Source organism: Rhodococcus sp. WMMA185 (assembly GCF_001767395.1).
Taxonomy (GTDB): Bacteria; Actinomycetota; Actinomycetes; order Mycobacteriales; family Mycobacteriaceae; genus Rhodococcus_F.
Map to the genome: position 1 here is coordinate 1545788 of NZ_CP017014.1, position 24365 is coordinate 1570152.

General features: G+C 59.5%; 15 protein-coding genes and 1 pseudogene. 15 read left to right on the forward strand and 1 reads right to left on the reverse strand.

Translation table 11 applies throughout. The annotated features are described in order from the left end of the window. The first annotated feature begins 16 nt into the window (after window positions 1-16). From BFN03_RS07005 to BFN03_RS07075, 15 genes and pseudogenes are all read left to right on the forward strand, one after another. Window positions 17-1171 (forward strand): cysteine desulfurase family protein, encoded by a 1155-nt coding sequence (locus tag BFN03_RS07005; RefSeq protein ID WP_070378412.1) that lies wholly within the window; start codon window positions 17-19, stop codon window positions 1169-1171. A 3-nt stretch (window positions 1172-1174) separates the two neighbouring features. After that, on the forward strand, window positions 1175-2251 hold the full coding sequence (locus BFN03_RS07010; RefSeq protein WP_070378413.1) for a DUF4007 family protein: 1077 nt from the start codon (window positions 1175-1177) through the stop codon (window positions 2249-2251). Between the two features lie 281 nt (window positions 2252-2532). Continuing rightward, window positions 2533-5706, forward strand: a complete 3174-nt coding sequence (locus BFN03_RS07015) for a hypothetical protein (RefSeq protein ID WP_232320452.1) — start codon at window positions 2533-2535, stop codon at window positions 5704-5706. Then, window positions 5699-6547 (forward strand): phosphoadenosine phosphosulfate reductase family protein, encoded by an 849-nt coding sequence (locus BFN03_RS07020; protein WP_070378415.1) that lies wholly within the window; start codon window positions 5699-5701, stop codon window positions 6545-6547. Before BFN03_RS07015 ends, BFN03_RS07020 begins: the two co-directional genes overlap by 8 nt. Window positions 6548-6676: 129 nt before the next feature. Continuing rightward, window positions 6677-8311, forward strand: coding sequence for a DEAD/DEAH box helicase (locus tag BFN03_RS07025; RefSeq protein WP_232320453.1), 1635 nt, complete (start codon window positions 6677-6679; stop codon window positions 8309-8311). After that, a complete protein-coding gene (locus BFN03_RS07030; RefSeq protein WP_070378416.1) occupies window positions 8304-10115 on the forward strand; it encodes an ATP-binding protein in 1812 nt (603 codons plus the stop codon). Before BFN03_RS07025 ends, BFN03_RS07030 begins: the two co-directional genes overlap by 8 nt. Window positions 10116-10118: 3 nt before the next feature. Then, window positions 10119-10451 (forward strand): annotated as a pseudogene (locus BFN03_RS21010) (phospholipase D family protein); the annotation flags it as partial. Window positions 10452-10562: 111 nt separating this feature from the next. Then, entirely contained in the window at window positions 10563-11057 is a 495-nt protein-coding gene (locus tag BFN03_RS20780; protein ID WP_232320454.1) for a hypothetical protein, read from the forward strand. Between the two features lie 315 nt (window positions 11058-11372). Next, window positions 11373-12656, forward strand: a complete 1284-nt coding sequence (locus tag BFN03_RS07040; RefSeq protein ID WP_070378418.1) for an ATP-binding protein — start codon at window positions 11373-11375, stop codon at window positions 12654-12656. 626 nt (window positions 12657-13282) lie between these two features. Further along, window positions 13283-14737, forward strand: a complete 1455-nt coding sequence (locus BFN03_RS07045; RefSeq protein WP_070378419.1) for a DNA phosphorothioation-associated putative methyltransferase — start codon at window positions 13283-13285, stop codon at window positions 14735-14737. 985 nt (window positions 14738-15722) lie between these two features. Further along, window positions 15723-16844, forward strand: a complete 1122-nt coding sequence (locus BFN03_RS07055) for a DUF3320 domain-containing protein (RefSeq protein WP_070378421.1) — start codon at window positions 15723-15725, stop codon at window positions 16842-16844. 329 nt (window positions 16845-17173) lie between these two features. After that, complete coding sequence (locus BFN03_RS07060) at window positions 17174-19531, forward strand: GTPase (RefSeq protein WP_070378422.1); 2358 nt, start codon at window positions 17174-17176, stop codon at window positions 19529-19531. Next, a complete protein-coding gene (locus tag BFN03_RS07065) occupies window positions 19494-21008 on the forward strand; it encodes a LeoA/HP0731 family dynamin-like GTPase (RefSeq protein WP_157109570.1) in 1515 nt (504 codons plus the stop codon). Before BFN03_RS07060 ends, BFN03_RS07065 begins: the two co-directional genes overlap by 38 nt. After that, window positions 21005-22678, forward strand: a complete 1674-nt coding sequence (locus BFN03_RS07070) for a GTPase domain-containing protein (RefSeq protein WP_070378424.1) — start codon at window positions 21005-21007, stop codon at window positions 22676-22678. The genes BFN03_RS07065 and BFN03_RS07070 overlap by 4 nt, the downstream gene beginning before the upstream one ends. Before the next feature lie 2 nt (window positions 22679-22680). Beyond that, window positions 22681-23427, forward strand: a complete 747-nt coding sequence (locus BFN03_RS07075; RefSeq protein WP_070378425.1) for a DUF429 domain-containing protein — start codon at window positions 22681-22683, stop codon at window positions 23425-23427. Window positions 23428-23606: 179 nt separating this feature from the next. Here the strand turns inward: BFN03_RS07075 and BFN03_RS07080 are convergent, their stop codons facing one another. Beyond that, window positions 23607-24305: an NUDIX hydrolase gene (locus tag BFN03_RS07080; protein WP_070378426.1), complete on the reverse strand. Its 699-nt coding sequence runs from the start codon at window positions 24303-24305 to the stop codon at window positions 23607-23609. Window positions 24306-24365 lie beyond the last annotated feature (60 nt).

Genomic DNA, 24365 nt, shown 5'->3' on the forward strand with positions numbered 1-24365 from the left:
TAGGATCAGTGCCGCCATGATTTACCTCGATTACAACGCATCAACGCCAGTTGACCCGCGGGTGGAGACGGCCATGGCCGAAGCTTCGTCGCAATTCGCCAATCCCTCGAGTGTTCAGCACAGGAGCGGTCAGGGTGCCGCTGAGGTGGTTGAAGAGGCGCGAAGTCATGTCGCAGACCTAGTCCGCAGGCCTGCACGGGACATCGTGCTGACCAGTGGGGCTAGCGAAGCGGCTGCCCTTGGAATAATCGGCGCTGCACTGGGTGCGCAGTCGCGACCGAACATTGTGGTTGCAGCCACTGAGCACAAGGCCGTTCTCTCCGCTGCCGATGTGGCCGCCAAAGTTACCGGCGGGGAGGTAAGGTGCGCTCGCGTCGACCGGTCTGGGTTGGTAGATCTTTCACACCTCGAGGAGCTGATCGACGACACGGTCTCGCTTGTTGCCGTGATGGCCGCGAATAACGAAACCGGGGTCTTGGGGCCCTCGGCGATCGCATCAGAGCTGGCTCGACATCATGGCGCACTCCTTTTCTCTGACGTAACCCAGCTTGCTGGTAAGGGCGACATGTCGGACGTCGTCAATTGCTCAGACCTGCTGGTGTGCAGCAGCCACAAGGTTTATGGACCCAAGGGTGCCGGTGCGCTGGTCGCATCCCGACACATCCAGCGACGTCTAGTTCCTATCTTCTCCGGAGGTGGGCAAGAATTCGGCCTCAGAGGCGGGACGCAGAACACCCCGGCGCTAGCCGGATTCGGGCGAGCGGCTCAACTAGCTGCGAAAGAACAGCCCGCCGACACCCAAAGGCTGGCACGTCTTACAGACGAGTTGTCGACCGGACTGCGTTTACGGCTCAGTGATGTAGAAGTGAACGGGATTGAAGCCGAGCGGCTAACCAACACCTTGAGTCTGCGCTTTCGTTGTGCGGACGCTGAAGCAGTCATGACTTCGATGCCACGTATCGCGGTTTCGTCTGGCAGCGCGTGCCAATCCGCAACACCCAGCCAGTCCCATGTACTGCTCGCAATGGGTCTGACCCACCAGGCGGCCTCCGAGACCCTGAGGATCTCACTCGGACGCCCCACAACGCTCGACGAGATTGCACGCGCAATCGATGAGATCGCATCAGCGGTGATGCGTGTCCGCGAGCTGACAACGCGATCGGAAGGCTGACCTATGACCCTCGAACAATCCGCGGTACCGATGTTCGCGAACCATCAAACGTTCCATCCACGCTTTGGATGGATCAAGAAGGGTTACGACTCCGCAGTCAAGAACCCAAACGTCTTCGGGCTTCCGGAGGCACCAGTCGAACTTGGTGTCGGCAAGAATATGGTTGAAGCAATCCGGTTCTGGGCCACGGCGACCAGGGTTATCACTCGGAAGCCTCATCCAGAAAGATCGCGCGTATTTATCTCATTGCCGACACAATTCGGCCGGGCCTTCCTAGACGAAGAATTTGGGCTGGACCCATACATGGAAGATCCAAGCACGTTGTGGATTCTGCACTGGCAGGCCATATCGGCCGAAACCATGTTGCCTATATGGCGACTGGCATTCAACGACTTCAGTGCAGTCGAGTTCACTGAGGATGAGTTGATGCAGTATTGCGTCGACGAAGTTGCGGCCACAACATGGCAACAGCCCAAGGAATCAAGCATCCGGAAGGATGTGGACTGCCTTCTACGCATGTACACACGACGAGAGACGCGCGGGCGGCAAACCCTGGACGACGTACTGGATTCCCCATTCCGCGAATTGCAGATCATTCAGCCTTCTCCCGGCTCCAGAAACAGTTACCGATTCGTTCGCGGTGAGAAGCGGGGCCTGCCGGCGGCCGCGATCACATACGCATGTCTCGACTACATGAGTCGTGATGCTGGTGGAAGCAAGACCATCTCGATTGATCGACTTGCCGTCGATCCTGGTTCACCTGGTCTGATCATGAAGCTGGCTCCGGAAGACATTGTTGGCGCGATCGACCAATCGGCTCGGGAAGTGTCCGGGATCAAGATTGCCCGGCCAGCCGGAGCGCAACAGTTGACTGTCGACTCGCCTCCAATCGAGGTTGCTCGCGAGGTGATGTTTGAACATCACAAGAAGAGACGCTCGGATCTTTTTGGGGCCGAAAACATTGTAGTTGCGGGGCCGGCCGCAAGGCAGGCCTATCCCGACGATGTGCCGGAACGAGCAGTCAAGAAGGCGCAGGCAAAGAAGGCTCGCAAGAACTCCGCGAAGGGAACCGCAGCATGAGTGCACTCTCACGACACGTACGCCCGCGCCCGCGGTTCAGTCGGTCAGCAAACGTGGAACGCGACCACGGTGCTCACGCCGTTGAAGGGTATATCCCGACAGGGCGCGCAATCGACGTAGTCGGGAGAATTGGGCGTGGGCTCGCCGATCCTGCTGCAGGACGCACATTTTCGATAACGGGACCACACGGTGGAGGTAAGTCTTCCCTGGCCGTGTTTCTCGATGGGCTGCTGTCTTCAGTCGATGCACCCGAATACGCTGAATCTCATGCGATTCTGCGCATGGTCGATGAAAGCATCGACACTCTGATTCTCCAGGGATTGCGACGCCTGGGAATTCAGGGAGAAGGAATGATTCGGGCTTTCGCAACTGCGAAGACCGAACCCGTTTCGTCCACGATTGCGCGCGCGCTACATTCCGGTGCTGAGCGCACTTTCGGGTCTACGCAGACCATCGTCCCCGACACCTTCGGTGGCAGTGAAGCTAGTCGAACACTGACGACGGACGATATTCGGGACACCATCAAACGGATGTGTGCAACTCGCCCGATGATTCTGATCATCGACGAGTTCGGCAAAAACCTCGAAGCTTTCGCCGAATCCGGTCATCTCGGTGATCCGTATCTGTTGCAAGAACTGGCGGAACTAACTCAGGGCGACGATGCGCTTCCATTGGTGATAATCACCATGCAACACTTGTCATTTGACGAGTACGTCCAAGAGACATCTGCGGCGCGCAGACGCGAATGGTCGAAGGTCCAAGGACGTTTCCAGGACATCCCTTACGTCGAAACACCTTCTCAATCTCGCCGTTTGATCGTTGGCAGTTTAGAGCGTACAACGCCGAAACTCGGTATAGCCGCCGAAAAGTGGATGAAGGCCAACTCGACGACACTCGAGCACCTGGGTCTGCGTGATCTCGTAGAGGACGCGCGGGATGCGATTCCGTTGCACCCTCTCACCCTTGCGGTTCTTCCCGATCTCTGCACGCGTTACGGTCAGAACGAACGAACGTTGTTCTCGTTCATGGGTGGTACGGAACCCCTTGCCGTACCGGCATTTCTCGACAGTTCCGAATGGAATCCGAAGCAACCGCCACCGCTTCTCGGGCTTGACCGAGTATATGACTACTTTCTCGATTCCGCCGGAAGCATGATCGGGGTCTCCGAGAACGCTAGCCGCTGGATGGAGATCGAAACACGCATCAGGGACACCGTCGGCCTCACTTCTGCGGAGCTTCGCGCCCTGAAATCTATCGGGGTCCTCAATCTGATTTCGAGCGGTGGGAGCGTACGGGCATCACGACCCATGCTCGAATTCGCGCTTCTTACGGGGCAAGACGGCTCGAGTACCCTCGATGAGGTCGGCAATGTGCTGACCTCACTCGAGGACAGGGGGCTGATCGTCTACCGAACCTTCTCTGATGAGTACCGAGTTTGGCAAGGATCTGACTACGACCTTCGGCGCGCTATCGCCGGTGCCAAGCGGCAATGTGCAACGAAGGATCTCGCGACGCTACTGAATGAGGTGACACCGTTGGAGCCGGCTGTGGCCGGCCGTCATAGCCAACGGAACGGCGTACTGCGAATATTCGAACAGAAGTTCAGCAGTTTGACGCCGGCTGACTTTCAAGTGCCAGGTCCTTCTTGGGATGGCGTGGTCCTTTACGCGACCGCTGACACTCCCCAGGAGTCGTCAGAATTGGATACCCCGGAAAAGCCCATCGTGGTGATTACTCCCGCTGATTTCAGTGCCGTTGAGGAGGCAGCTCTCGAAGCAGCCGCGTTGCAGCTCGCGCTCCACTCGGCGGAGGATGAGAACGCAGACTGGGTGGCGAAGCGCGAGCTTCGCGAGCGAACAGCGGCCGCGCAGCAACAGCTGCGCGGTGAGATCGGCCGCACTTGGAATTTGGACGCTAGCTGGGCCTTCTTCGGCAGTGACATTGCGTTGGCACCCGAGACCGGTCTGTCGGCGGTGCTATCGACGGTTTCGGACGAGGCATACTCCGCAACCCCCAGGGTGGCCAACGAGATGATCGCCAGACGAGAACTCACAAGCCAGGGAGCCAAAGCTCGTCGGGTGCTGATGGAAGCGATGCTGACAAAAAGGGACCAAGAGGCATTCGGCATCGAGGGATATGGACCAGAACGAGCTATCTACGAGGCAGTTTTTCGTTCGACAGGGATACACCGAGTGGGCTCAGAGGGTTCATGGGATATTCAGGCTCCATCGGATGACCCTGAACATCCACAATGGAAGAGCGTGTGGCAGATTATCGGTTCCGCGTTCGAGGAGGCCAGGACTACCCGGACGAATCTGTATGAAGTCGCCAAGCGTCTCACCGAGCCACCTGTCGGCCTGAAGGAAGGCATCGTGCCTCTCCTGATCGTGGCGAACCTTCTCGTCCGTGCCGACGAGATCGCCTTGTATGAGCACGGAAGCCTCGTCCTGTCGATCGACGACGCGGTCGCCGAGAGACTTACCCGCAATCCAGTCCATTTCACTGTCAGGAACACTGGAGTTGACAGCGGTAGCAGACGCATCGTCGTTGATGCGCTCTCTGCCAGGCTAATCGAGCGGGGCTCGCGACAGCCGACCTTTCTCGACGTCGCAACTGCGCTCTTTCGGAAGTTGCGGCGGCTGCCCCCGTACGTGCAGAAGACGAAGAGTGCGGTATCGGAAGAAGCGCTCGAAGTACGTAATGCGTTTCACACAGCCTCCGAACCCGATGTTCTTATTTTCGAGACACTTCCACAGGTTTTCGGGATCAACCCGTTTCCCTCTACTGGAAACGGCGAGCGGGACGCCGCCGCGAAGTACGCAGATCGACTCGCGGAGGCGATCAAAGAGCTTGATGAGGCGTATGACGCACTTCTCGAGCACATCGAGTCCCGCTTGAAGGACGCGACAGCGGTCACCGGAACTCGAACCGAAATTCGCCAACTTCTCGCCGGGCAAGCAGCCAACCTAGACGATCGAGTACTCGAGCCGCGCCTCAGGGCATTTGTAGGCGCCCTCGCAAGGGATCTAGACGATCAGGCTTGGCTGGAAAACGTCGCCATGGTCGTCTCGGATGGTCACGCTCCACGCGTCTGGACCGACGATGTCGCGAATCGTTTCCCCCTCAGGATTTCCGAACTTGGCTCCACAATGCGCAGAGTCCAAGCGGTCTTGTACGAGCGCCTTGCAGCTGGTGCAGAGCCCGACGGCTTCACCATCAGTCGGATGGTCCTTACCCACCCCGACGGCACAGAGCGCACGGAGTTCCTCTCTATCACGGAACGGCAAAGGGAATCGATTGACCCTCACGTCGAGCCGTTCCTCGAGAAGCTCGGGAAGCTGTTGGGTTCACGGGCAGACGCGTGTCGGATGCTCATGGCAAGGTTGGCTTTCGAAGAGACGGACACCTCTTCTGCATCGCTCGGCAACGACAGGAAGGACGTTCACCATGGCTGATTCGGTTCGCCACATCTGTGGCATCAGCGGAGGCAAGGATTCGAGTGCCCTAGCTGTGTACATGCGCGACCGTGTCCCGGAGATGGAGTACTTCTTCTGCGATACCGGTGCCGAGCTTCCCGAGACATATGCGTACCTCGACCGTCTCGAAACAGCGCTCGGAAAACCGATTGCCCGACTGAACCCCAAGAAGGGGTTCGACCACTGGTTCGACGTGTATCGCGGAACGCTGCCGTCACCCCAGATGCGTTGGTGCACAGCAAAGATGAAGATCGAGCCACTCGAGGAGTGGATCGGCGAGGACACCGCCGTCTCATACGTCGCGATACGGGCTGATGAATCCGGGCGCAAGGGTTATGTGAGTACGAAGCCGAACATTCGTACGGTCTTTCCGTTCGTAGAAGACGATATCGATCACGATGGGGTCCTTCGGCTCCTCGATGAGGCCGGAATCGGTCTTCCGAAATACTACGAGTGGCGGACGCGTTCAGGATGCTATTTCTGCTTCTACCAGCGGAAAGCAGAATGGGTTGGACTGGCCGAGAAGCATCCAGACCTATTCGACCGGGCGGTCGGTATCGAATCGAAGGTCAGACAGGACGCCGGCGCCGATGGTGACGCATCATTCGGTCAGTATGCGATGAAGGGCAGGCAGTACACCTGGTCGGGTGGGGAGTCGCTGCCCGACCTGATCGCGCGACGTGAAGAGATCCTCGAGCGGCACGCCAAGGCTATGGAGAGCGCATCCAAGCGGAAGAAGAACAAGCCGGTATGGGATGTCCTCGGTGACGCACTCGACGACGACGACGATTCAGCGCAATGCTCGGTGTGCGCTCTCTAGTGTGAGCCCCAGTACCATTCACTTACCTTTAGTCTCGGCAGAGGGGGAAATGCCTTGTGACTGGCAAAGTTAGGAACCTATGGTCGCATCTAGCGTGCTCGTACCCGATGGGCAGCTATGGGGCATCGAATGCGCGATGAACGGCTGGACTTCAACGCGCTCATGGCTCGCGCAGACGAGGAGACGCTGCGCGACCTAGTGGGGCCGAGTGTTACTCGCTTGCTTGTTCGCCTTGACCCCGACCTCGCCCGACCGAGCAAGCTCCGTGAGCTGTTGAAAGCACAACGGACCCCGAGTGAACTCATCAGAGATCCGAAAGCTCGCACTGCCTTGGTTCGAATGCTCTCGCGGGGTCAGGCGGAAGCGCTGGTCAGAGGATTTGGCCTCGATCCGACAAATGGTTCTGCGGACCCGTACGAACTCCTGACATCCTTGACGCTTCGCAAGGGCAGTGCCAGGGAAGCGAAGTTCCACAGGCTATTTGGCGTCGCCGTCGATGAGGAAGTCAGCCGGAACTTGATCTGTGCCGACAAGTCGACCGAACCGAGATACCCTCTCTTCCATCATCAAAGAGTGGCGGCGGCAGAGGTGGACGTTGCCCTACGTGACGGTCCCGGCCGCGCTGTACTTCATATGCCCACGGGTTCAGGCAAGACACGAACAGCGATGAACGTCGTATGCGACTATCTGCGTGCAGAAGAGCCACGCATGGCCGTGTGGTTGGCTTATAGTGAAGAGCTCTGTGAGCAGGCAGCTTCGGAATTCGAGCGCGCCTGGGCTGCTCTCGGGAATCGCACGCTCAAGGTCTTTCGGTTTTGGGGTTCCAACCCAATTGATATCGAAGGGGCTCGAGACGGCCTCGTCGTGTGCGGTTTAGACAAGATGTATAGTTCGATTCGGTCGAGCTACCAGACGTGGTCTCGACTAGCGGACAGGTCTCGCCTCGTGATCATTGACGAAGCACACCAAGCTCTGGCACCGACGTACAAGGATGTACTTGAGCTGTTGGTGGACAGGCATGAGAAAACGCGTCTGCTTGGGCTCACAGCCACACCCGGCCGTACGTGGAATGATCTGGACGAAGATCGAAGACTGTCAAACTTTTTCGCCAACGAGAAGGTGACCCTGAAGGTACCGGGCTACGCCAATCCGGTCGATTATCTGATCGATGAGGGTTACCTTGCGCGTACTGAGTTTGAATCACTTACATATTCGGGTGATGCGGCCCTCGGTCCCAGAGATCTCCGACAGATTGAGCGGGCGACCGATATTCCGACGGAGGTTCTCGAACAACTAGCTGGGGACGACACTCGAAACCTGTTGATTGTTACGCGTGTGGAAAAGCTGATCCTGAGCCACAGTCGGATCATTGTCTTCGCGACTACTGCAAACCATTCGAATACTCTCGCAACCGTGCTGGCTGCTCGTGGAGTACAGGCAGCGTCAGTGACGAGCAAGACACGTCCCTCCGAACGACAACGCTTGATAGAGGCTTTCCGTTCTGATGAGGCTGAACCGCAGGTTCTCTGCAACTATGGCGTCCTCACAACAGGATTCGATGCCCCCCGAACCAGTGCAGCGATAATAGCCCGACCGACCAAATCTCTCGTGCTGTACAGCCAGATGGTTGGTCGAGCGACACGCGGGGTGCGAGCTGGGGGAAACCAAGAGGCCCTTGTGGTTACAATCGTCGACACCTCGCTGCCGGGTTTCGGCGGTATGTCCGAAGCATTTACAAACTGGGAAGATGTGTGGGATGCCTGATAGTTCTGATTTCGATCTGGTACCAACAAGTCTGGCGATTTCGGCCATGCGCGACAACGGATACAAGAACACGGCCTATGCTGTCGCCGAGTTGATAGACAACGCCATCCAGGCCGGGGCCCGCCACGTGGAGCTTCTCGCAGGTGAGGAACTCGAGCTGGTTCAAAAGCGGCACGTGCCGCGCATCAAGGAAGTCGGTGTGCTCGATGACGGCTCTGGCATGGACGCCGAAACCTTGCGTATGGCACTCCAATTCGGGAACGGAACCCGTCTCGATGATCGTTCCGGCATCGGCCGCTTCGGAATGGGTTTGCCGAGCGCATCTATCTCCCAGGCTCGCCGCGTCGAAGTATGGTCCTGGACCGACTCGGCAGACCGAGCCAACTACACCTTCATCGATCTCGACGATATCGAGAAAGGCGCCAGCTCTACAGTTCCATCGCCCGTGGTTGTTCCCGTCCAGCAGGGCTGGCGGGATGTGGCCGAATCCGTCGGGTCGTCGGGCACACTGGTGGTCTGGTCGAAACTCGACCGCATGCAGTGGCGGAGAGCGTCGACGATCATCGACCGGTCCGAAGACATCATTGGGCGCATGTACAGGCGGTACCTACACGAGAAGAAGGTAACTATCCGCCTAGCCGAGTTCGACATCGGGGATAGGTCGAAGGCCACGAAGGCAAGGCCTGCTCGGGTCAATGACCCCCTCTACCTCATGGCCCCGTCGAGCACTCCGGCCCCCTACGATGACGAGCCGATGTTCGAGCCCGATGGAGACGAAGGTGCCTGGGAGATCGAGCGAAAGATCGAGACCCCTGACGGTCGGGGTCACATCGTGAAGACGCGCTTCACCGTAGCGAAGGCTGAGGCGAGACGAGGCGACAACGCAGGTGCAACGCCCCACGGTAGGCACGCTGCGCGGAACGTTGGCGTGAGTCTCATGCGCGCCGGCCGCGAGCTCGACCTGGATCAATCTTTGGTAATCGGCTATAACCCGACGGAACGATGGTGGGGTGTCGAAGTCGACTTCCCGCCCGCACTGGACGAGGTGTTCGGTGTGACCAACAACAAGCAGTCGGCGCGTTACTTCAGCGAAGTAACTGCTTCAATTGACTCCATAATCAAGGACCCGTCGCGTAGCACCGCGGACATCAAGGCGGAGATGGAGGAGAACGATGATCCTGCCGCTGACCTCGTTGAGGTCGCCCAAGACATTCAACGCCGTCTGGGTGCGATCAGGAAGGCGCTAAAGATACAGACAAAGGGAAATCGGAGTGTGGAAAGGCGTTATGACGCTTCTCCGGAGGCAGAAGCGACCAAAGTAACCCAGGAGTTTCAGGCGGAAGGTCGCAAGGGTGAGAGCGACAAAGAAGAAAGCTTGCCTGAAGCTGAACGCGTGAATGCTCTTGCGCAGGTCTTTGAAGGTGATGGATTGACACAGGCTCAGGCGCGTGACAAGTCGCTCGACGTTGTCCAAGAAGGAATGAAGTACGTATTTTCGCAGGGAACACTCGACGGAGGCGCCTTCTTCAACGTCCGGCCGGTTGCTGGCGAGATCGTTATCACGATTAACGTTGAACATCCTGCGTACAAGGGTCTTGTCGAGGTTCTCGAAGATAGAGTATCTGATGGGGATAGCCGAGATGAGCTCGCCGAGCGGCTCTACCGTGCAAACCGCGGTCTCAAGCTGCTCCTGATGGCGTGGGCGCGATACGAAGACGAGGAGGCGCTACCCGCGCGCCGTGAGGCGCTTCAGGATATCCGCACTGACTGGGGCCGTGTTGCATCTCGATTCCTTCGTGGATAGGCGGTGTCGTCTCTAGGTTTACAATTCGAAGTCGCTGCAGCATCGGCGCAGGAGGAGATCGTCCTGGTCGCTCCATTCATGAAGGAAGCTGTGCTGCGGCGACTTCTAGCGGTCACCGACACTCGGGTCAACCTTCGAGTTGTTACGCGGTGGCATCCCGTGGAGGTCGCGACGGGAGTAAGTGACCTAGCCTGTCGTCAGGTTGCACTTGAGGGACGCTCGGCTGAGTTCATGCTGTGCTCCCGACTTCACGCGAAGTACTTTAGGTTCGACAATCGGGCATTCATTGGATCAGCGAACCTGACTGCCGCGGCACTTGGGTGGCGTGAGCCCAGCAATCTCGAACTTCTTGTCGACTCTGTACCACTCCAAGACTTTGAAGACCGGGTCGCTGCCCGTTCAGTAGTCGCGACAGACCATATGCAGAATCTAATGGAGCAAGCGTCAATGGCGCTCGACCTTCAGAAGATTGCGGCGTCAAGCTCAGAGACACCTGACTCTGACTGTCAGGATGAGACAGGTGTACGGCGAGTCGTGTGGCTACCGCACTGCCGCGACCCCGGAGTACTATTCGATGTTCAAGCAGGACATCACGATGACGTCACCGCATCAGTCATTCGAGATGCGTTGATCGACCTGCAACAACTTGACATACCAAGGGTCGAAGACAGAGGCATCTTCGAGACCAATGTCGCCGCCATGCTTTCCTATGAGCCCATCGTCACAGACGTGTTTGAGTTTGCAAGGGAACCAAAACGATTCGGTGCGGTGAAAGCCTGGATAGCTGAACGGTATCCAGATGTTGCCGACCCGGCCCGTCAGACACAGACGCTGTATCGCTGGCTAAAGCGTTTCCTACCAGAACGATTCGAGTTCACCCGCGGAAACTATTCGGAGGTCATTCGCGCGTCAGTGCCTGACAGGCGATCGCCCGGTAGTTGAGTCCGAACTTGTGGGTGCGGGTTTCGGTGACTGCTTCCCGTGGGCGACTCCGATAGAAATCATGGGGGGATGTAAGCGGCGCTCTTCGCGTATAGACCGTGGCTTTGGTGCCGGCTGGATGCGCCTCGAACCAGTGCAGCGATCATACCCTGACCCAAAAATCTTCTATGCTGGAAAAGTCAAATGGTTGGTCGGATGACACGCGGGGTGGCAGCTGGAGGTGACGAATCGGCCCGTGTTGTTACGATCGTCGACACCTCGCTGCCGGTTTAGACGGTGTGTCCGAAGCTTTTTCGAGATGGGAAGATGTGTGGGATGCCTGACAATTCTGATTTCGATCTGGTGCCGACCCGGCTCGCGATTGCTGCCATGCGGGATAACGGGTACAAGAACACAACCTATGCGATCGCTGAGTTGATCGACAACGCCATCCAAGCCGGAGCCCAACATGTGGAGCTTCTCGCAGGCGAGTATCAATATCTGGTTCAACGGCGGCACCGACCGCGTATCAAAGAACTCGGTGTGCTCGACGATGGCTGTGGGATGGACGCCGAAACCTTGCGGATGGCACTTCAATTCGGCAACGGGACCCGTCTCGACGATCGTTCCGGTATCGGCCGCTTCGGAATGGGTCTGCCGAGCGCGTCTATCTCGCAAGCCAAGAGGGTCGATGTCTGGTCTTGGACCGACTCACCCGACCGTGCCAACTACACCTTCCTCGATCTCGACGAGATCGAGAACGGACAGCGAAGCACGGTTCCAGTGCCCGTAGTTGTCCCTGTCCCGCAGAGCTGGCGTGACCTAGCCGAATCCGTCGGATCGTCGGGCACACTGGTGGTCTGGTCGAAACTCGACCGAGTCCTGTGGAAGAGGGCGTCAGCGATCATCGATCGGTCCGAAGACATCATCGGTCGCTTGTACCGGCGGTTCCTTTACGGGAACCGGGTAACCATTCGTCTGGCCGAGTTTGACATTGGGGATAGGTCGAAGACGACGAAGGAAAGGCATGCTCGGGTCAATGACCCTCTCTATCTCATGGCCCCGTCGAGCACTCCGGCCCCCTACGATAGCGAGCCGATGTTCGAACCCGATGGAGATGCTGACACGTGGCAACTCCAACGTAAGGTCGAGGGTGCTGGCGGTCGGATGCACGCCGTGACGATTCGCTTCAGCGTCGCGAAGGCTGTGGCAAGAGAACCCCGCAACGCAGGAGCAACGCCCTACGGCAAGCACGCTGCGCGAAACGTCGGTGTGAGTCTCATGCGAGCCGGGCGCGAGCTCGAGCTCGAACAGTCCTTGGCAATCGGCTACCAACCGTGGGAACGGTGGTGGGGTGTCGAAGTCGACTTCCCACCCGCGCTGGACGAGGTGTTCGGTGTGACCAACAACAAACAGTCGGCGCGAAACTTCAGTGAAATAGCCTCTTCGACTGACGACATTTTCAACACGAGGTCGCTTAGCAGCGCGGACATCAAGGCGGAGATGGAGGAGAACGGTGATCCCGCTGCTGTTCTCGTCGAAGTCATCCAGGACATACAACGCCGACTGCGTGTGATCAGGAAGGTTCTTGAAATACAGCCAAGGGGACGACGGAGGTAGAAGAGCCAGGAAGGTGGCGACTCCCTTGACCCAGAAGCAACCGAAGTTGCCATGAACTTGTGGGCAGACAGTCGTTGGGGGCGAGAGCCACAAATTGGGAAGACCTGCCTGAACGTGAACTCGTGAAGCTCTTCAGTAGTTGCTCTTTCGGTGGATTGACGCAAGCTCAGGTACGAGTCAAACCGTTCCGGTTGCGGGTGAGGCTCTAGGCCGTCAGCGACCCGCTAGGCCCGCCAACGGCGAGCGATTGCTCGGTACCGAGACACACAGTGATCTCCTCCATCCGACCTATCAAGAATCGTCTGCTGATCCGGCGAACGTGATCTTCTATCATTGCCAGATCGTCTCTAGCCGGTAGTTTCACGTACGCGAGCTGAGTCCGTGCCGTTGACCGAGTTCGAGCGCCGGTATGAGGTCTTGCCGTTGCGGCTTGATTGTTACACAATGACGGTCCAGAAGCTTTCGACCAGGTCGCTAGACGAATCCGTTCGATTCGCGGCATAATACTCAGCATCACAGCGTAACGCGCACAACGATATACGTGACTTGGCAGGCTTCGTTCGTCGGCTTGATTCGTGCGTGCGGCGGGGTGCAGTCGCAAAACGTATCGGCGGAAGGAATTGGTTATGTCGGGTGCAACCGGATGGACTACCCAACGGCAACGCACGGCTATTGGCCGTTCCGGCCTCTCGATGCCTCTCCGGCAGGCTCTGTTGGATGACGTCTTGACGCAGGACTACACCGTTCTCGACTACGGATGCGGCCGCGGTCAGGATGTCCGCAGACTCGAGCAGATGGGCATCGAGGCACACGGGTGGGACCCCTTTTTCTCGCCAGATAATCCGTTGGACGAGCACGACGTCGTCATGCTCACCTACGTGCTGAACGTCATTGAAGACCCGAAGGAGCGGCGGCAGGCGCTGTCGACTGCATGGCAGCTCGCTGGAAAGGCGCTTGTCGTCAGCTGCCGGATGGATTGGGAACAGCAACCGCTCCGAGGTCATGCTGCCGGAGACGGACTAGTCACAAGTCGTGGCACATTCCAGCACTTCTACAGCGCACGCGAGCTGCGATCTTTGGTCGAGAATGTAACGAATGGGTACTGTGCGTCCCCCGTGCCTGGGGTAGTTTATGCCTTCCGCCGCGAGGAGGACCGCCTGGCATATCTTGCTCGCGGCACTATTTCCGAATTCAATTGGACAGACAGCGCAGACTATGTATCGGCGCTTGCTGAAGTCGTTTCCTTTACCGAGAAGCGTGGAAGAGTTCCCATGTTCGAGGAAATTCCCACGGACGTAGTTCCACTGCTTGGAAAAATCTCCCACTCCACGCTGATTCGCCTGATCAAAAAAGGTGCAGATCCAAATAAGGTCGCAGAGGGTGTCAAAAGGACAACTCTCGACACACTTCTGTATCTCGGCACATCAATCTTTAATGGACGTACGCAGCTAGTTGATTTGCCAGTTTCGATTCAGGCAGATATAAAGAACTGCTTCCGTAGCTATCAAGAGGCATGCGCACGGGCGGATAGGCTGCTACTAAAAATTCGCGACGACACCTACATTCGGGGCGCAATGCGGAATTCCGTCGGAAAATTGACCGCGACGGCACTCTATGTGCATCAACGAGCGACTCCCTCCATGCCCGTGGTTCTCCGCCTCTACGAGCATTGCGGCTTCGTCGCAGCCGGCAGGCCTGAAGGATGGAACATTCTCAAGTTGGATCATCGTGGTCGACGGGTCTCGTGGTCGTCATACCCGAAATTCGATTCGGATCCACATCCAACTCTGAATTGGACTTATGGCGTAGACATGACGTCACTCGAGAGCCAATACCAATCTTTCGCTGACAGAGCGAACAAGCCGCTGTTACATCGCAAGGAAGAGTTTCTGGCCGCAGACGATCCTGTGGCCCCAAAGTATCGACGACTCACGGCGGCGGAGGTACGTGCCGGGCTCTATAGCGAACCCACACGTATCGGCCTCGAGGTCGGGTGGGCTGCCGAATTGGAGCGTTGCGGCGTCGCACTCAAGGGCCATCGGCTTGTGAAGAGGCCCTCACCAGCTCGAAGCGACACCTGAGGAAGGGTCTGCTGCACGATCGGGCGACCGGTTCGGTTACGCAGGCTCAACAAGGGCCCGTGGAGGTCGATCGGTGACCTCGAAATCGCGGTCGCCGATTACATCGATTGGTTCGGTCCGCCGTTGGCCCTCGACGAGGTCAGGATGGCCGCACCCGCCGATGTCGAACAGCCCTACTAACATTCAGGGAACCCCGGAACCCCGGAACCCCGGAACCCCGGAACCCCGGAACCCCGGAACCCCGGAACCCCGGAACCCCGGAACCGCTGAGCGGGTCATCGAGAGCCTCTACTGATCCTGGGGTAATCCCCTACAAACTAGCCTTACGTCTGGCATTGGGCCGCTCGAGGCGGAGAAAGGCGGATCGCGAGCATCGACGAATACGACATCGAGGCCTTCCTCGACGAAGCAACCTCCACGAACAGGATCGATTGGACACCTCCGGATGGAGGGCCTGTCGCGGTCAATCTCCCTCGTGTGGAATCTACTTGGGGATCGAACGTGCTCGAAGTATCGCGGGCGTCGGCGGACTCGGCCCCGACCATGGAGGGCCTTCGCAAGCGGTGGGACCGACCCGCGAGTCCAGTGCGACTCGTTGTTGGCTACCCGACGCCCATTGAATGGCAGGTCACCGTCTGCGGCCCCGATGAGGGCCGAGCGGCGATTTCCGGACCGTATCTGCAGCAGGTCGAGTTAGCTGCGACCGTGGCTCCTGCTGAACAGAAATGGGCTGGCGTGAAAGGTGCGATTGCCGAGCTACTGGTATCAACCAAGGTTCAGCCAGCCGCCCGCCTCACAAGCCAAGTGCTGATTGCCTCCCGCGAGTTGCGCTGCGGCGTCCTCGCACGTACCGATCGGGGGCAGCCAGCTCCGCCGGTCAGGAGGTCGTCGGAAAGGCTGGCCATGGCCTGATTCCATCTCGTCTGCTGGGGCGCGATCAACCCGCAGACGGTCAACGACGCACCTAGTAGGAGGAGACGACCGAATGACGTTTGATCCCAAGTTGTCAGTCACCGAAGGCCTCGATCACCTTGCCGAACGACTTGATCCGATCATCACCGCCAAGTTCGAGGCCGACGTGGGAAGCCATCCATGGACGGTGATTCTGGATCAACTGGACCAGATTGCGGGCAGGCCGCGGAAGGTGTACAGCACGACTGACCTTCAATCGCAGTTGAAGATTCTCACGCGACGCCTTGGAAACCTGGGGTTCCCGTTCGACGACAACAGGCAGACTGTCGGAACGCTTGGACGCGAGTTGACTATCGTGCGCAATTCCCGTGCACATGGTGACCCGTTCACCTGTCTTGACGCTTGGAGGGCGCATGACTACGCCGTACGCCTTCTGGAACACTTCGGCGACGCTACGGGGTTGGTCAAGGCGAACGAACTTCGGCAGTGCGCCCTCATCGCGTATGTCGAGGAGCAGGGCATCGCTCCGGTTCCAGTGCCGGTTTCGTCCGCCCCGCAGAAGGAGTCAGAGGAAGAAGAGCCAGCCCCAGCCGCGGTCAAGTCAGACGCGGACGATGAACCGGAGGTGGTGACCCCAGACCCGGAGGTCTATTCACGCGAACCGTCTGACCAGGTCAGCGTCGTCGGTGACAGCCGCCTCGAGTTCGAGCCCTGGGAACTAGTGCCGATCGGCGACATAACCGTGCTTGACGACCTCCCAAAGGTCGCCGCAAAGCAGAAGGTTCGCGCGGTCGCGGTAGAGATCGTAGAGGCCGAAGGTCCGATTTGCATGGACCGGCTCGCACAGCTAATCGCCGCCTCCTTCGGCCTCCAGAAGCTCCACGCCAATCGGGCCGCCAAGATCATACGTCAGGTCAAGGCCGCTGGGTTCGTCATCGACGAGGCCAAGTTCGTGTGGCCCGCGGACGTTGACCCAGAGGTGTGGGCTGAGTTCAGACCGAACACTAGCCAGGTTGATCGCCCTTTCCTGCATGTCAGTCCGGTTGAGATCGCCAATGCCATGAGGTTCCTTCAGCGACGCACGCCAGGAATCAGCGAGGCCGATCTCGACAGTGAAACGTTGCGCACGTTCGGCCGCAAGAGGCGTACCAAACAGTGTGCGGCGCACTTGGTCAAGTCCAAAGCGCTGTTGTAGGTCTCGTTCGGAGGATGCGAACACGCTGGCATTCGGCCAATTCGCAATGAGTCGACAGAATTCCGGATAAAGTCCAGTGTTCTTGGTGGTCGGTTGGACTATTGACGCGATGAACTGGCCAGTCCCGGGGTGTGATCTCGTGCTCGGGTTCGGTAGCGGCGTCGAGACGGCAGGTCCCCGGTAGTGGGGGACCCGCCGTTCACGAACAGCTCGTTGCGCTACGGGCGAATCAGGCCGGCGTACATCGCGCTTCAGCGATCCACCGTCGGACCTTGCCTGTATAACCAGACAGCTACCTCCTGTTGGATGGAGGGCCGAGGGGAGGGCACGTGGAAGATTTTGGAGATGCGCTGTTCGATGCCGTCGAGAGGGCGGTGCGAAGTGGTGAGCGTGAACTGGATGACTTCGACGGGATGATTGGGTCTCTCCTCGAGGATCTCGAGGAGGTCACGGGGTTGGAGGTCGCGCCAGAATCCGGTCTCGGGGGTGAACTCGTCCGGGTAGCCGAAGGGTTCGGCGAGACACTCCGTGCCCACCTGGCCAGGCAACGTGATGCACTGTCCACCTTCAATGTCGCGTTCTTCGGCAGGACGGGCACAGGTAAGAGCACGCTCCTTTCTGCGTTCGGTCAACTCGACGGCGAATATGTGTCGCCGGGCGAGAGTGACTGGACCACGGGCGTCACGGAGATCGCATGGCGTGGATGCAGATTATGGGACACACCGGGCATCAACGGCTGGGGCCGCACACAGTCGCGCGCCGAGCTCGAGGAAACCGCCCGGCGTGCCGTTGAGGTCGCCGACACGGTGCTGCTGTGCTTCGACACCCAGAGTCAGCAGGCATCGGAGTTCGCGAGGGTCGCCGAGTGGGTTCGCGAGTATGGAAAGCCCGTTGTGGCGGTCCTGAACGTGCGCAATCTGCGGTGGCGACATCCTGCGAGAGTTGCGAGTGAATCGGCGCGGCAATCGCTGTCGCGGAGTGTGCGTGAGCACGTCGGCAACATTCGGACCGAGTTGGCCAAAATCGGCCTGCCCGATACGTCCATTGTCGCCGTCCAGAGTCGGCGCGCGTTGTTTTCTCGTGCCGCTACACCCTTCAAAGGGCCAGCGGCGGCAAACTTCGAGTCGGACCGCGAACGGTTCGGTGTCGACTACCTGTCTCGCTGGTCAAACTTCGCCGTGCTCGAAGAACTGATCGCTGCCTCGATCGATGAAGGCGGGGCAGAGCTCCGTAAAACCGCGCTACGTGAGGGGCTGCGCGGAATGCTTGATACCAAGGCCGACGAACTCGATCTGCTGACACGAGACATCGACCTACGAATCGCTGCGAACGAGCGGCGCATCGAGGACCTTCTCGACGTGCTGGGATACATCGAGGGAACCGACCGGAAGAAGTACCTCGGCAGCAACGGGACGGACCTGCTCACCGCAGTGGAGGCGGCGCGTGGAGTCCGTTTCACATCCGACCTCGAGGGCCGTCTCGATAGGTATGTGGGCGACCTACTGAGATCACACTTATCCGGGCCGCGCGAGGATTCCCTCGGAAAGGCTGACGAGTTGGTGGACTCCGCATTCAGCGATGGCACGCTTGTTGATGAGAGCGGGTTCGAAAGGACCGTCTTCAGGAAGGAGGACATCGAGGCTGGCATATTGGAAGTGTTCAGGTCGGCATCGGCGTTCCTCTGGCGGGAACTGCAAATCTCCGGGCCTGCCGTGGCCCCCGTGCCCGAACAATCGACCGAGTCAGCGACGCTGGATGGCCGGGCAGGTCGAAAGAAGCGCAACGTTGGGCAAGCGATGAAATCCTGGGGTCTGGCCACGGGTGCTCTAGCTGGGGTTGCCGCAGTTCCTGCGGTGGTGAACATTTGGAACCCAGCTGGGTGGGCTTCGACCGCCGCCGTGATCGCGCTGGGTGCGGTCTCGGAGCTGAGCAAGAATCTCGGCTCGCGCGCTGCGGAGAGTGCAGAACGGCAGAGCACAGCAGCAAAATCCTTGGCCGTGCGCGAATGTAGGGGAGCGGTTCACCAGACCTACGACCGGATGGAACGAGAGATGCTAGCGGAGGGTAGAGAGCTGGCATGGCAGGAGGCTGCGCCGATTTTCAGGGAGACGGCGACGGAGGCTGTCGCGTTGCGAAGGAATCGGTCGGCTTTGGGGAAGCTGACACTCCTCCTCCGACAAGCATCATCGGCGATACCGAAATCGGATGGCGCCGAGATCGTTGTCGCGCGGGCACGCGCCCGTGTACTGGAACAGCATCTGGCCCTACAGTCAGGCGCGTTCGCAATGCTCGGCTCAAGCGACTCAGCGTTCGGTCGTCGCGTGTGGTTGGGGGAAGATTGGCTCGAAGATGCCGGCACCTCGACCGACGAAGACGCAACGGATCAGCAGCATCAGTTGATATTCACCGAGCAGAGTGCGGCCGATCGAAGTGATCTCGGACGGGCTCTGGGCCGTGCATGGGGCACCTCACACGCCGCGGTCGTAGATCTGGCTCGTGTGATCGAGGCTTTCATCGCGAGCGATTCGCGGATGATTGGGCAGGTCGGCGACTTGCGTGACCGGCAGGACGAGAAGCCGACCGTCGCTGTTCTGGGTGATTACAGCTCGGGGAAATCCAGCCTGGTCAAGCGACTTCTGGTGGAGTTGGGTGCAGGGGTTCCAAAACGACCTGCACATACGGGGTAGTGCCGCTACAGACACCGTGCATACCTACGAGTTGAGTTGGGTTCGACTTCGCGACACCCCGGGTCTCCAGAACGGCAATAGTGACCACGATGAAGTTGCGCTAAACGCCGCGACCAGCGCCGCACTGGTGTTGATCGTGCTGCACGTCAACCTACTCATCGGAGATATGTCGCTGCTCGAGGCGATGGCCGGGGGAACGGAGCGCACTGTTGCCAAAGGGGGCCGGATAATCTATCTGATCAACCGGTGCGACGAGTTGGGTGTTGATCCTCTCGTCGCGCCTGAGGACTTCCTCCTGCTGAAGCGTCGGAAGGAAGCTGAGCTCGTAGCAGCGCTGCGATCGCGTGGCATCCAGGTGGATCCAGTTCAAGTGCATACCTTGTCAGGTGACCCGTTCGGGGAGGTAGGTGCGCGGACAGACGTGAGTCGCGCGGACTTCAGTCAACATCGCGATTGGGATGGAGCTGATTCACTGGTGCGGGTTCTCGACTCGTTCTCCGCGGAGCAAGGGCGTGCAGGTGCCGCGGGTGCACGCCTCGATGCGGCATTGAGCGCCCTGCTTCATGCGCGTGTTCAGATCGGGAAGACGTTGCGGGAACTTCGATCAGAAACTGAGGCACTAACCTCGCTGCTGCAGTCGGTCGAGAACAGCGAGCAGGACAGTCGACTGCTGGAGTCATCGATTCGTGAGCGTGTGCGTCGCACTGTTGATCCGCATGCGAGCAAGGCCCGAGAGGAAGTGCACAACGCGGGTCCGGCGGAAATCCACAAGCTGGTTTCAACGTCGAACGCGTGGTGGGAGGACGGCAAACTCCAGTCGGATATCGAACAAGTCGTGATCGACTCGTTGAGAGATATTGAGCAGTGGGCTCGAGTTCACTCGTCGGTCATCGGCCGTGAAATGGAGTCCTGGAGCTTCAGGGCCACGGCATTCAAAACCGAGGATCGTTTCGCGGGACCACAGACTGCGGAGATGGCTGTTGGCAAATGGATCGCGCGCGCCGCCAAGGAGGGCTCGAAGGTCGCGAAGGCGATTGCCAAGCGCGACACCGTTTACGGGATCGGCAAGGCGATCGGAGTGAAATTCAAGCCTTGGGGTGCGGTCAAAGCGGCCGGTAGGGTGGCTAAGGCCGCTCCGATCCTGGCTGCGGTCGGGGTGGCCGCCGACGGCTACGCAATGGTCAAAGACGAGAGTGCCAAGAAGGACCGCGAGAAGTACCGCGCCGATGCGGCAAACTTCATTTCCCGTAATGAGGCCGACCTAGTGAGTCGCGTGTTGAGCGGAGATGCCAACGACGGCCCGTTGCCCCTTCTCCAGGAGTGTGTGTGCGCGCTAACTGAACACAAGAGTGATCTCGAGCTCCAACAGTCGGTGGCGATGGTCGAGATCGAAGCTCAGGAGAAGTTGCTCTCGGGCATCGAGCACTTGCTGGCTGAGGGCGAGAATCTGCGTCACCAAGAAGGAGATTTGGAGTGACGAAAGTGGACGTGCAGCAGGTGAAGGAATGGCTCGATGCACTGCCGAGTGGAGCACGTGCCCGTGACTACAGCGAGCAGTGGAACGAGTTCAGTTCGATATCCGAGCCTTTGGTCACGGTCTTCGGATCTTATGACACCGGAAAGAGCTCGTTGATTCGCCGAATTCTTGTGGATGGTGGTGTAACAGTGCCAGATTGGCTGACCATCAGTGGACGGCACGAGACGTTCGACGTCAACCAAGTGGAGTGGGCCGGCTGCCTTCTGCGAGACTCGCCTGGGCTCGCGGTCGGGGCGGAAGACGTGCGTGGCGAATCGAACACGAGACTCGCTCGGGAAGCCATCAACCTAACCGACATTGCCGTCGTCACGGTTTCCCCTCAGTTGGCGACCGGTGAACGCGATGTAGTCGAGGAGATCATCGGTCGTGGCTGGACCGGAGAGAGTCTGTGGTTTGTGATCTCGCGTTTCGATGAAGCGGGGGTCGATCCGGACGACGATCTTGACGGGTATCGGCAGCTAGCAGGCCGGAAGATCGAGGAACTCAGGGAATCTCTGGGCTTTTCGTCCGACTATCCCGTTCACGTGGTGTCGCAGGACTTCGCCCAGTTCGCGGGCGCGTCGAGAGACGTGGAAGCAGGTATTTGGGACGACTCGCGCGAGTGGGACGGCATGGATGCCCTGGAGCGCGAACTCGAGCGAGTCGGAGAGCGGGGTGTCGCTGCCATCAGAGGAGCGACGGAGGAGCGATACTGGCGCAATGTCGCTCGGAGTGTGACGGAGAATCTGAAACTCCAGTTGGCGGAGTCGAATAGCCTCCTCGTCGCAGCCGATGAGGCCACGGTTCGGCACCAGCAGTCGGTCACAGCACTTGGCAGCGTTGACAGCGCGGCCAGAGCGGACTTGCATGGCGTGTTGGGGCAATCGGTCAGGATGGCATTCGCTGGCGGATCGCGGAACGTAGAAGAAGTTGTGGCGGACCTGCAGTCGACGCTGGACAACTGGTATCAAAAGCACTATCGAAACCTCGAACGGCTTCTGCAGGACGTGACGAAGTCCTCTGAGCGGCAGAAGAAGCAGCTCTCATGGAAAAAGCTCGAGGAGGTCGCGTCGGCACTTCGCAACGGAAGCGACCCCGCTCCGGCCGCCCGGATCGAGGCGATTGCTCCGGTTGTGGACAAAATCGGCACCTCGCTGGTCGAAGCGCTACGCGAGTACGAACGCCGCGGACCGGCCGGTACGGCCGCGAGAGGCGCCGTAGGTGCCGCGAGGATTGGCAAATCCGGCCGGGAGGCTCTGTCGCTTGGGGATCGTGTTCAAGTCGCTGCCGCAGTGTTGCCGATCGCCGTAGAGATAGTCGGAATGATTGATGAACATCGAGCCAAGCGAGAATCTGAGGAACAGGAGCGCTCGGCCGTCCAACTTCAGGCGGACAAGCTCGTCAATGAAGCCAGTAATCTTGCGCTCGCCGGGTGGACGCAGGTGGTCGCCGAGACGCGGAACGAGATCTCCGATATCGATGGTGTAGCACAGGCTCTACTCTCCGACGGACTGCGTGACTCTGTTGAGAAGATTCGTGCCGGGATCGCTGAAGGAGATCGAATACTAGATGGTGGTGTCCGCGCTTCCCCTCTGATCGGTACGATCGATCGCCCGAACACGGATGGTTGAACATGAGAACATTGGGCATTGATCTGGCCGCCGAGCCCGTGAAAACGGCCGTCGCGTGGGTCGATTGGAGCCAAGACTCCGCTCGTGTGGTTGGCCTCCGGCTCGGTGCGACCGACGAGCAACTAGTCGAGGCGGTCGTCGGCGCCGACAAGTGTGGGATCGACGCACCTTTCGGGTGGCCCGATGCGTTCGTCGACTTCGTGTGCGCTCACCGTGCGCGACAACCCCGTCTCGAACTCGAGTTGGGGAGTAGAGCGGGCCGGCTCCCCCTGGTTCGCCGGCGTACCGATCGTGTTGTCCACGAGTTGACCGGGGTCGTGCCGCTCAGCGTCTCGGCTGATCGGATTGCGCACGTCGCCCTCCGGTGCGCCGGATTGCTGGCGCGACTCGATGCGGCGGGCATTGACGTCGATCGTGTCGACGGTTCAGTGGTCGAGGTCTATCCGGCGGCGGCGCTGCAGCAGTGGGGCTGCCGGTTCCGTGGATACAAGGGATCGGCCAATCGGGCGGCTCTGGTCGACATGGTCGCGCACTTAGCCGAGCAGATGGGACGCTTGGACTTCGGTGCCTTCCGGGGGACCTGTGAGGCGTCGGATGACGCATTCGACTCGGTCGTTGCGGCGGTTATCGCCCGAGCAGCGGCCCTCGGGCGAACGTGTGGGCCGGAAGAACCGGACCGGGGCGTGGTCGGACGTGAGGGCTGGATTCACCTGCCGGAGGGAACGCTCTCAGGGCTCGTATCGCCCTGAGTTGGCTCCCTGTCACGGGATCTCGGGCGCGCTCCTGACGCGGTTGACTCGTGGTTGCCGGAGAATTGCGTGAATGCAACGCCTGCATCTCGTAGCGGATGTCGTTGGTAGTGAACGAGAATGCGTCACTGCCGCTTGCTGCCGCGCCGGCAAGTCCGAGTACGGCAGGCCGGTCCCGTTCAATCTGTAAGCATCCCAGCCGCTCCGGCTGACAGCTCGGCGTCTGCTCCACGGCAGAACAGTTCGGCCGGCCGCCCGGCCCCGCTGCTCGACATCTGTCCGGTTGCCTGGATCGCGTCGATGACGAGTCGCCGGAACGAATCCTTGGGTAGTGGCCGGTCGAAGACGGTCTCGTACAGGTGGCGGAGTTCGAGCACGGTGAAGGTGTTGGCGAGCAGCCCAGATGGGTCGACCCGGCGAGCGTACCGGGCACGTAGATCGTCGACCGCGCGCGAGACCATGTCGGCGTGGTCGAAGGCCATCGTCGCCGTCGCCGTCCTTCCGTCGATGCGGACCAGCGTGGCGTCGGTCGGAAGTTGGTCGCGGCGCAGTGTCGCACGGTGCGCCATCGACAGCACCCATCCGCGTGCGTCGCGTTCGGGGGAGTCAAACATCGCGAGCTGATGGAAGTCGGTGCCGACCAGTCCGGCCTTGGTGCGCAGAGCGCGTTCGGCCGCGTCGGCCAGCCGCTCGCCGGGGCGTAGGAAGGAACCCGGAAGTGCCAGAGCGTCATCGGGTCTTTCGACAACCAGGACGTGGAGCTGGCCGGCATGCACGGTGAGGACCGCCACGTCGACGGCTACGGACGGCCGGGGGTAGTCGGTGAGCGCCTTGCCGTCGGCATCGCGCCACTCGGTTGGTGCGGCGTGTGGAGTCACCCTTGCAGATTAGCGCAATGGTGATCTAATGTTTAGAGCGAATGCGATCTAAAGGGGGGT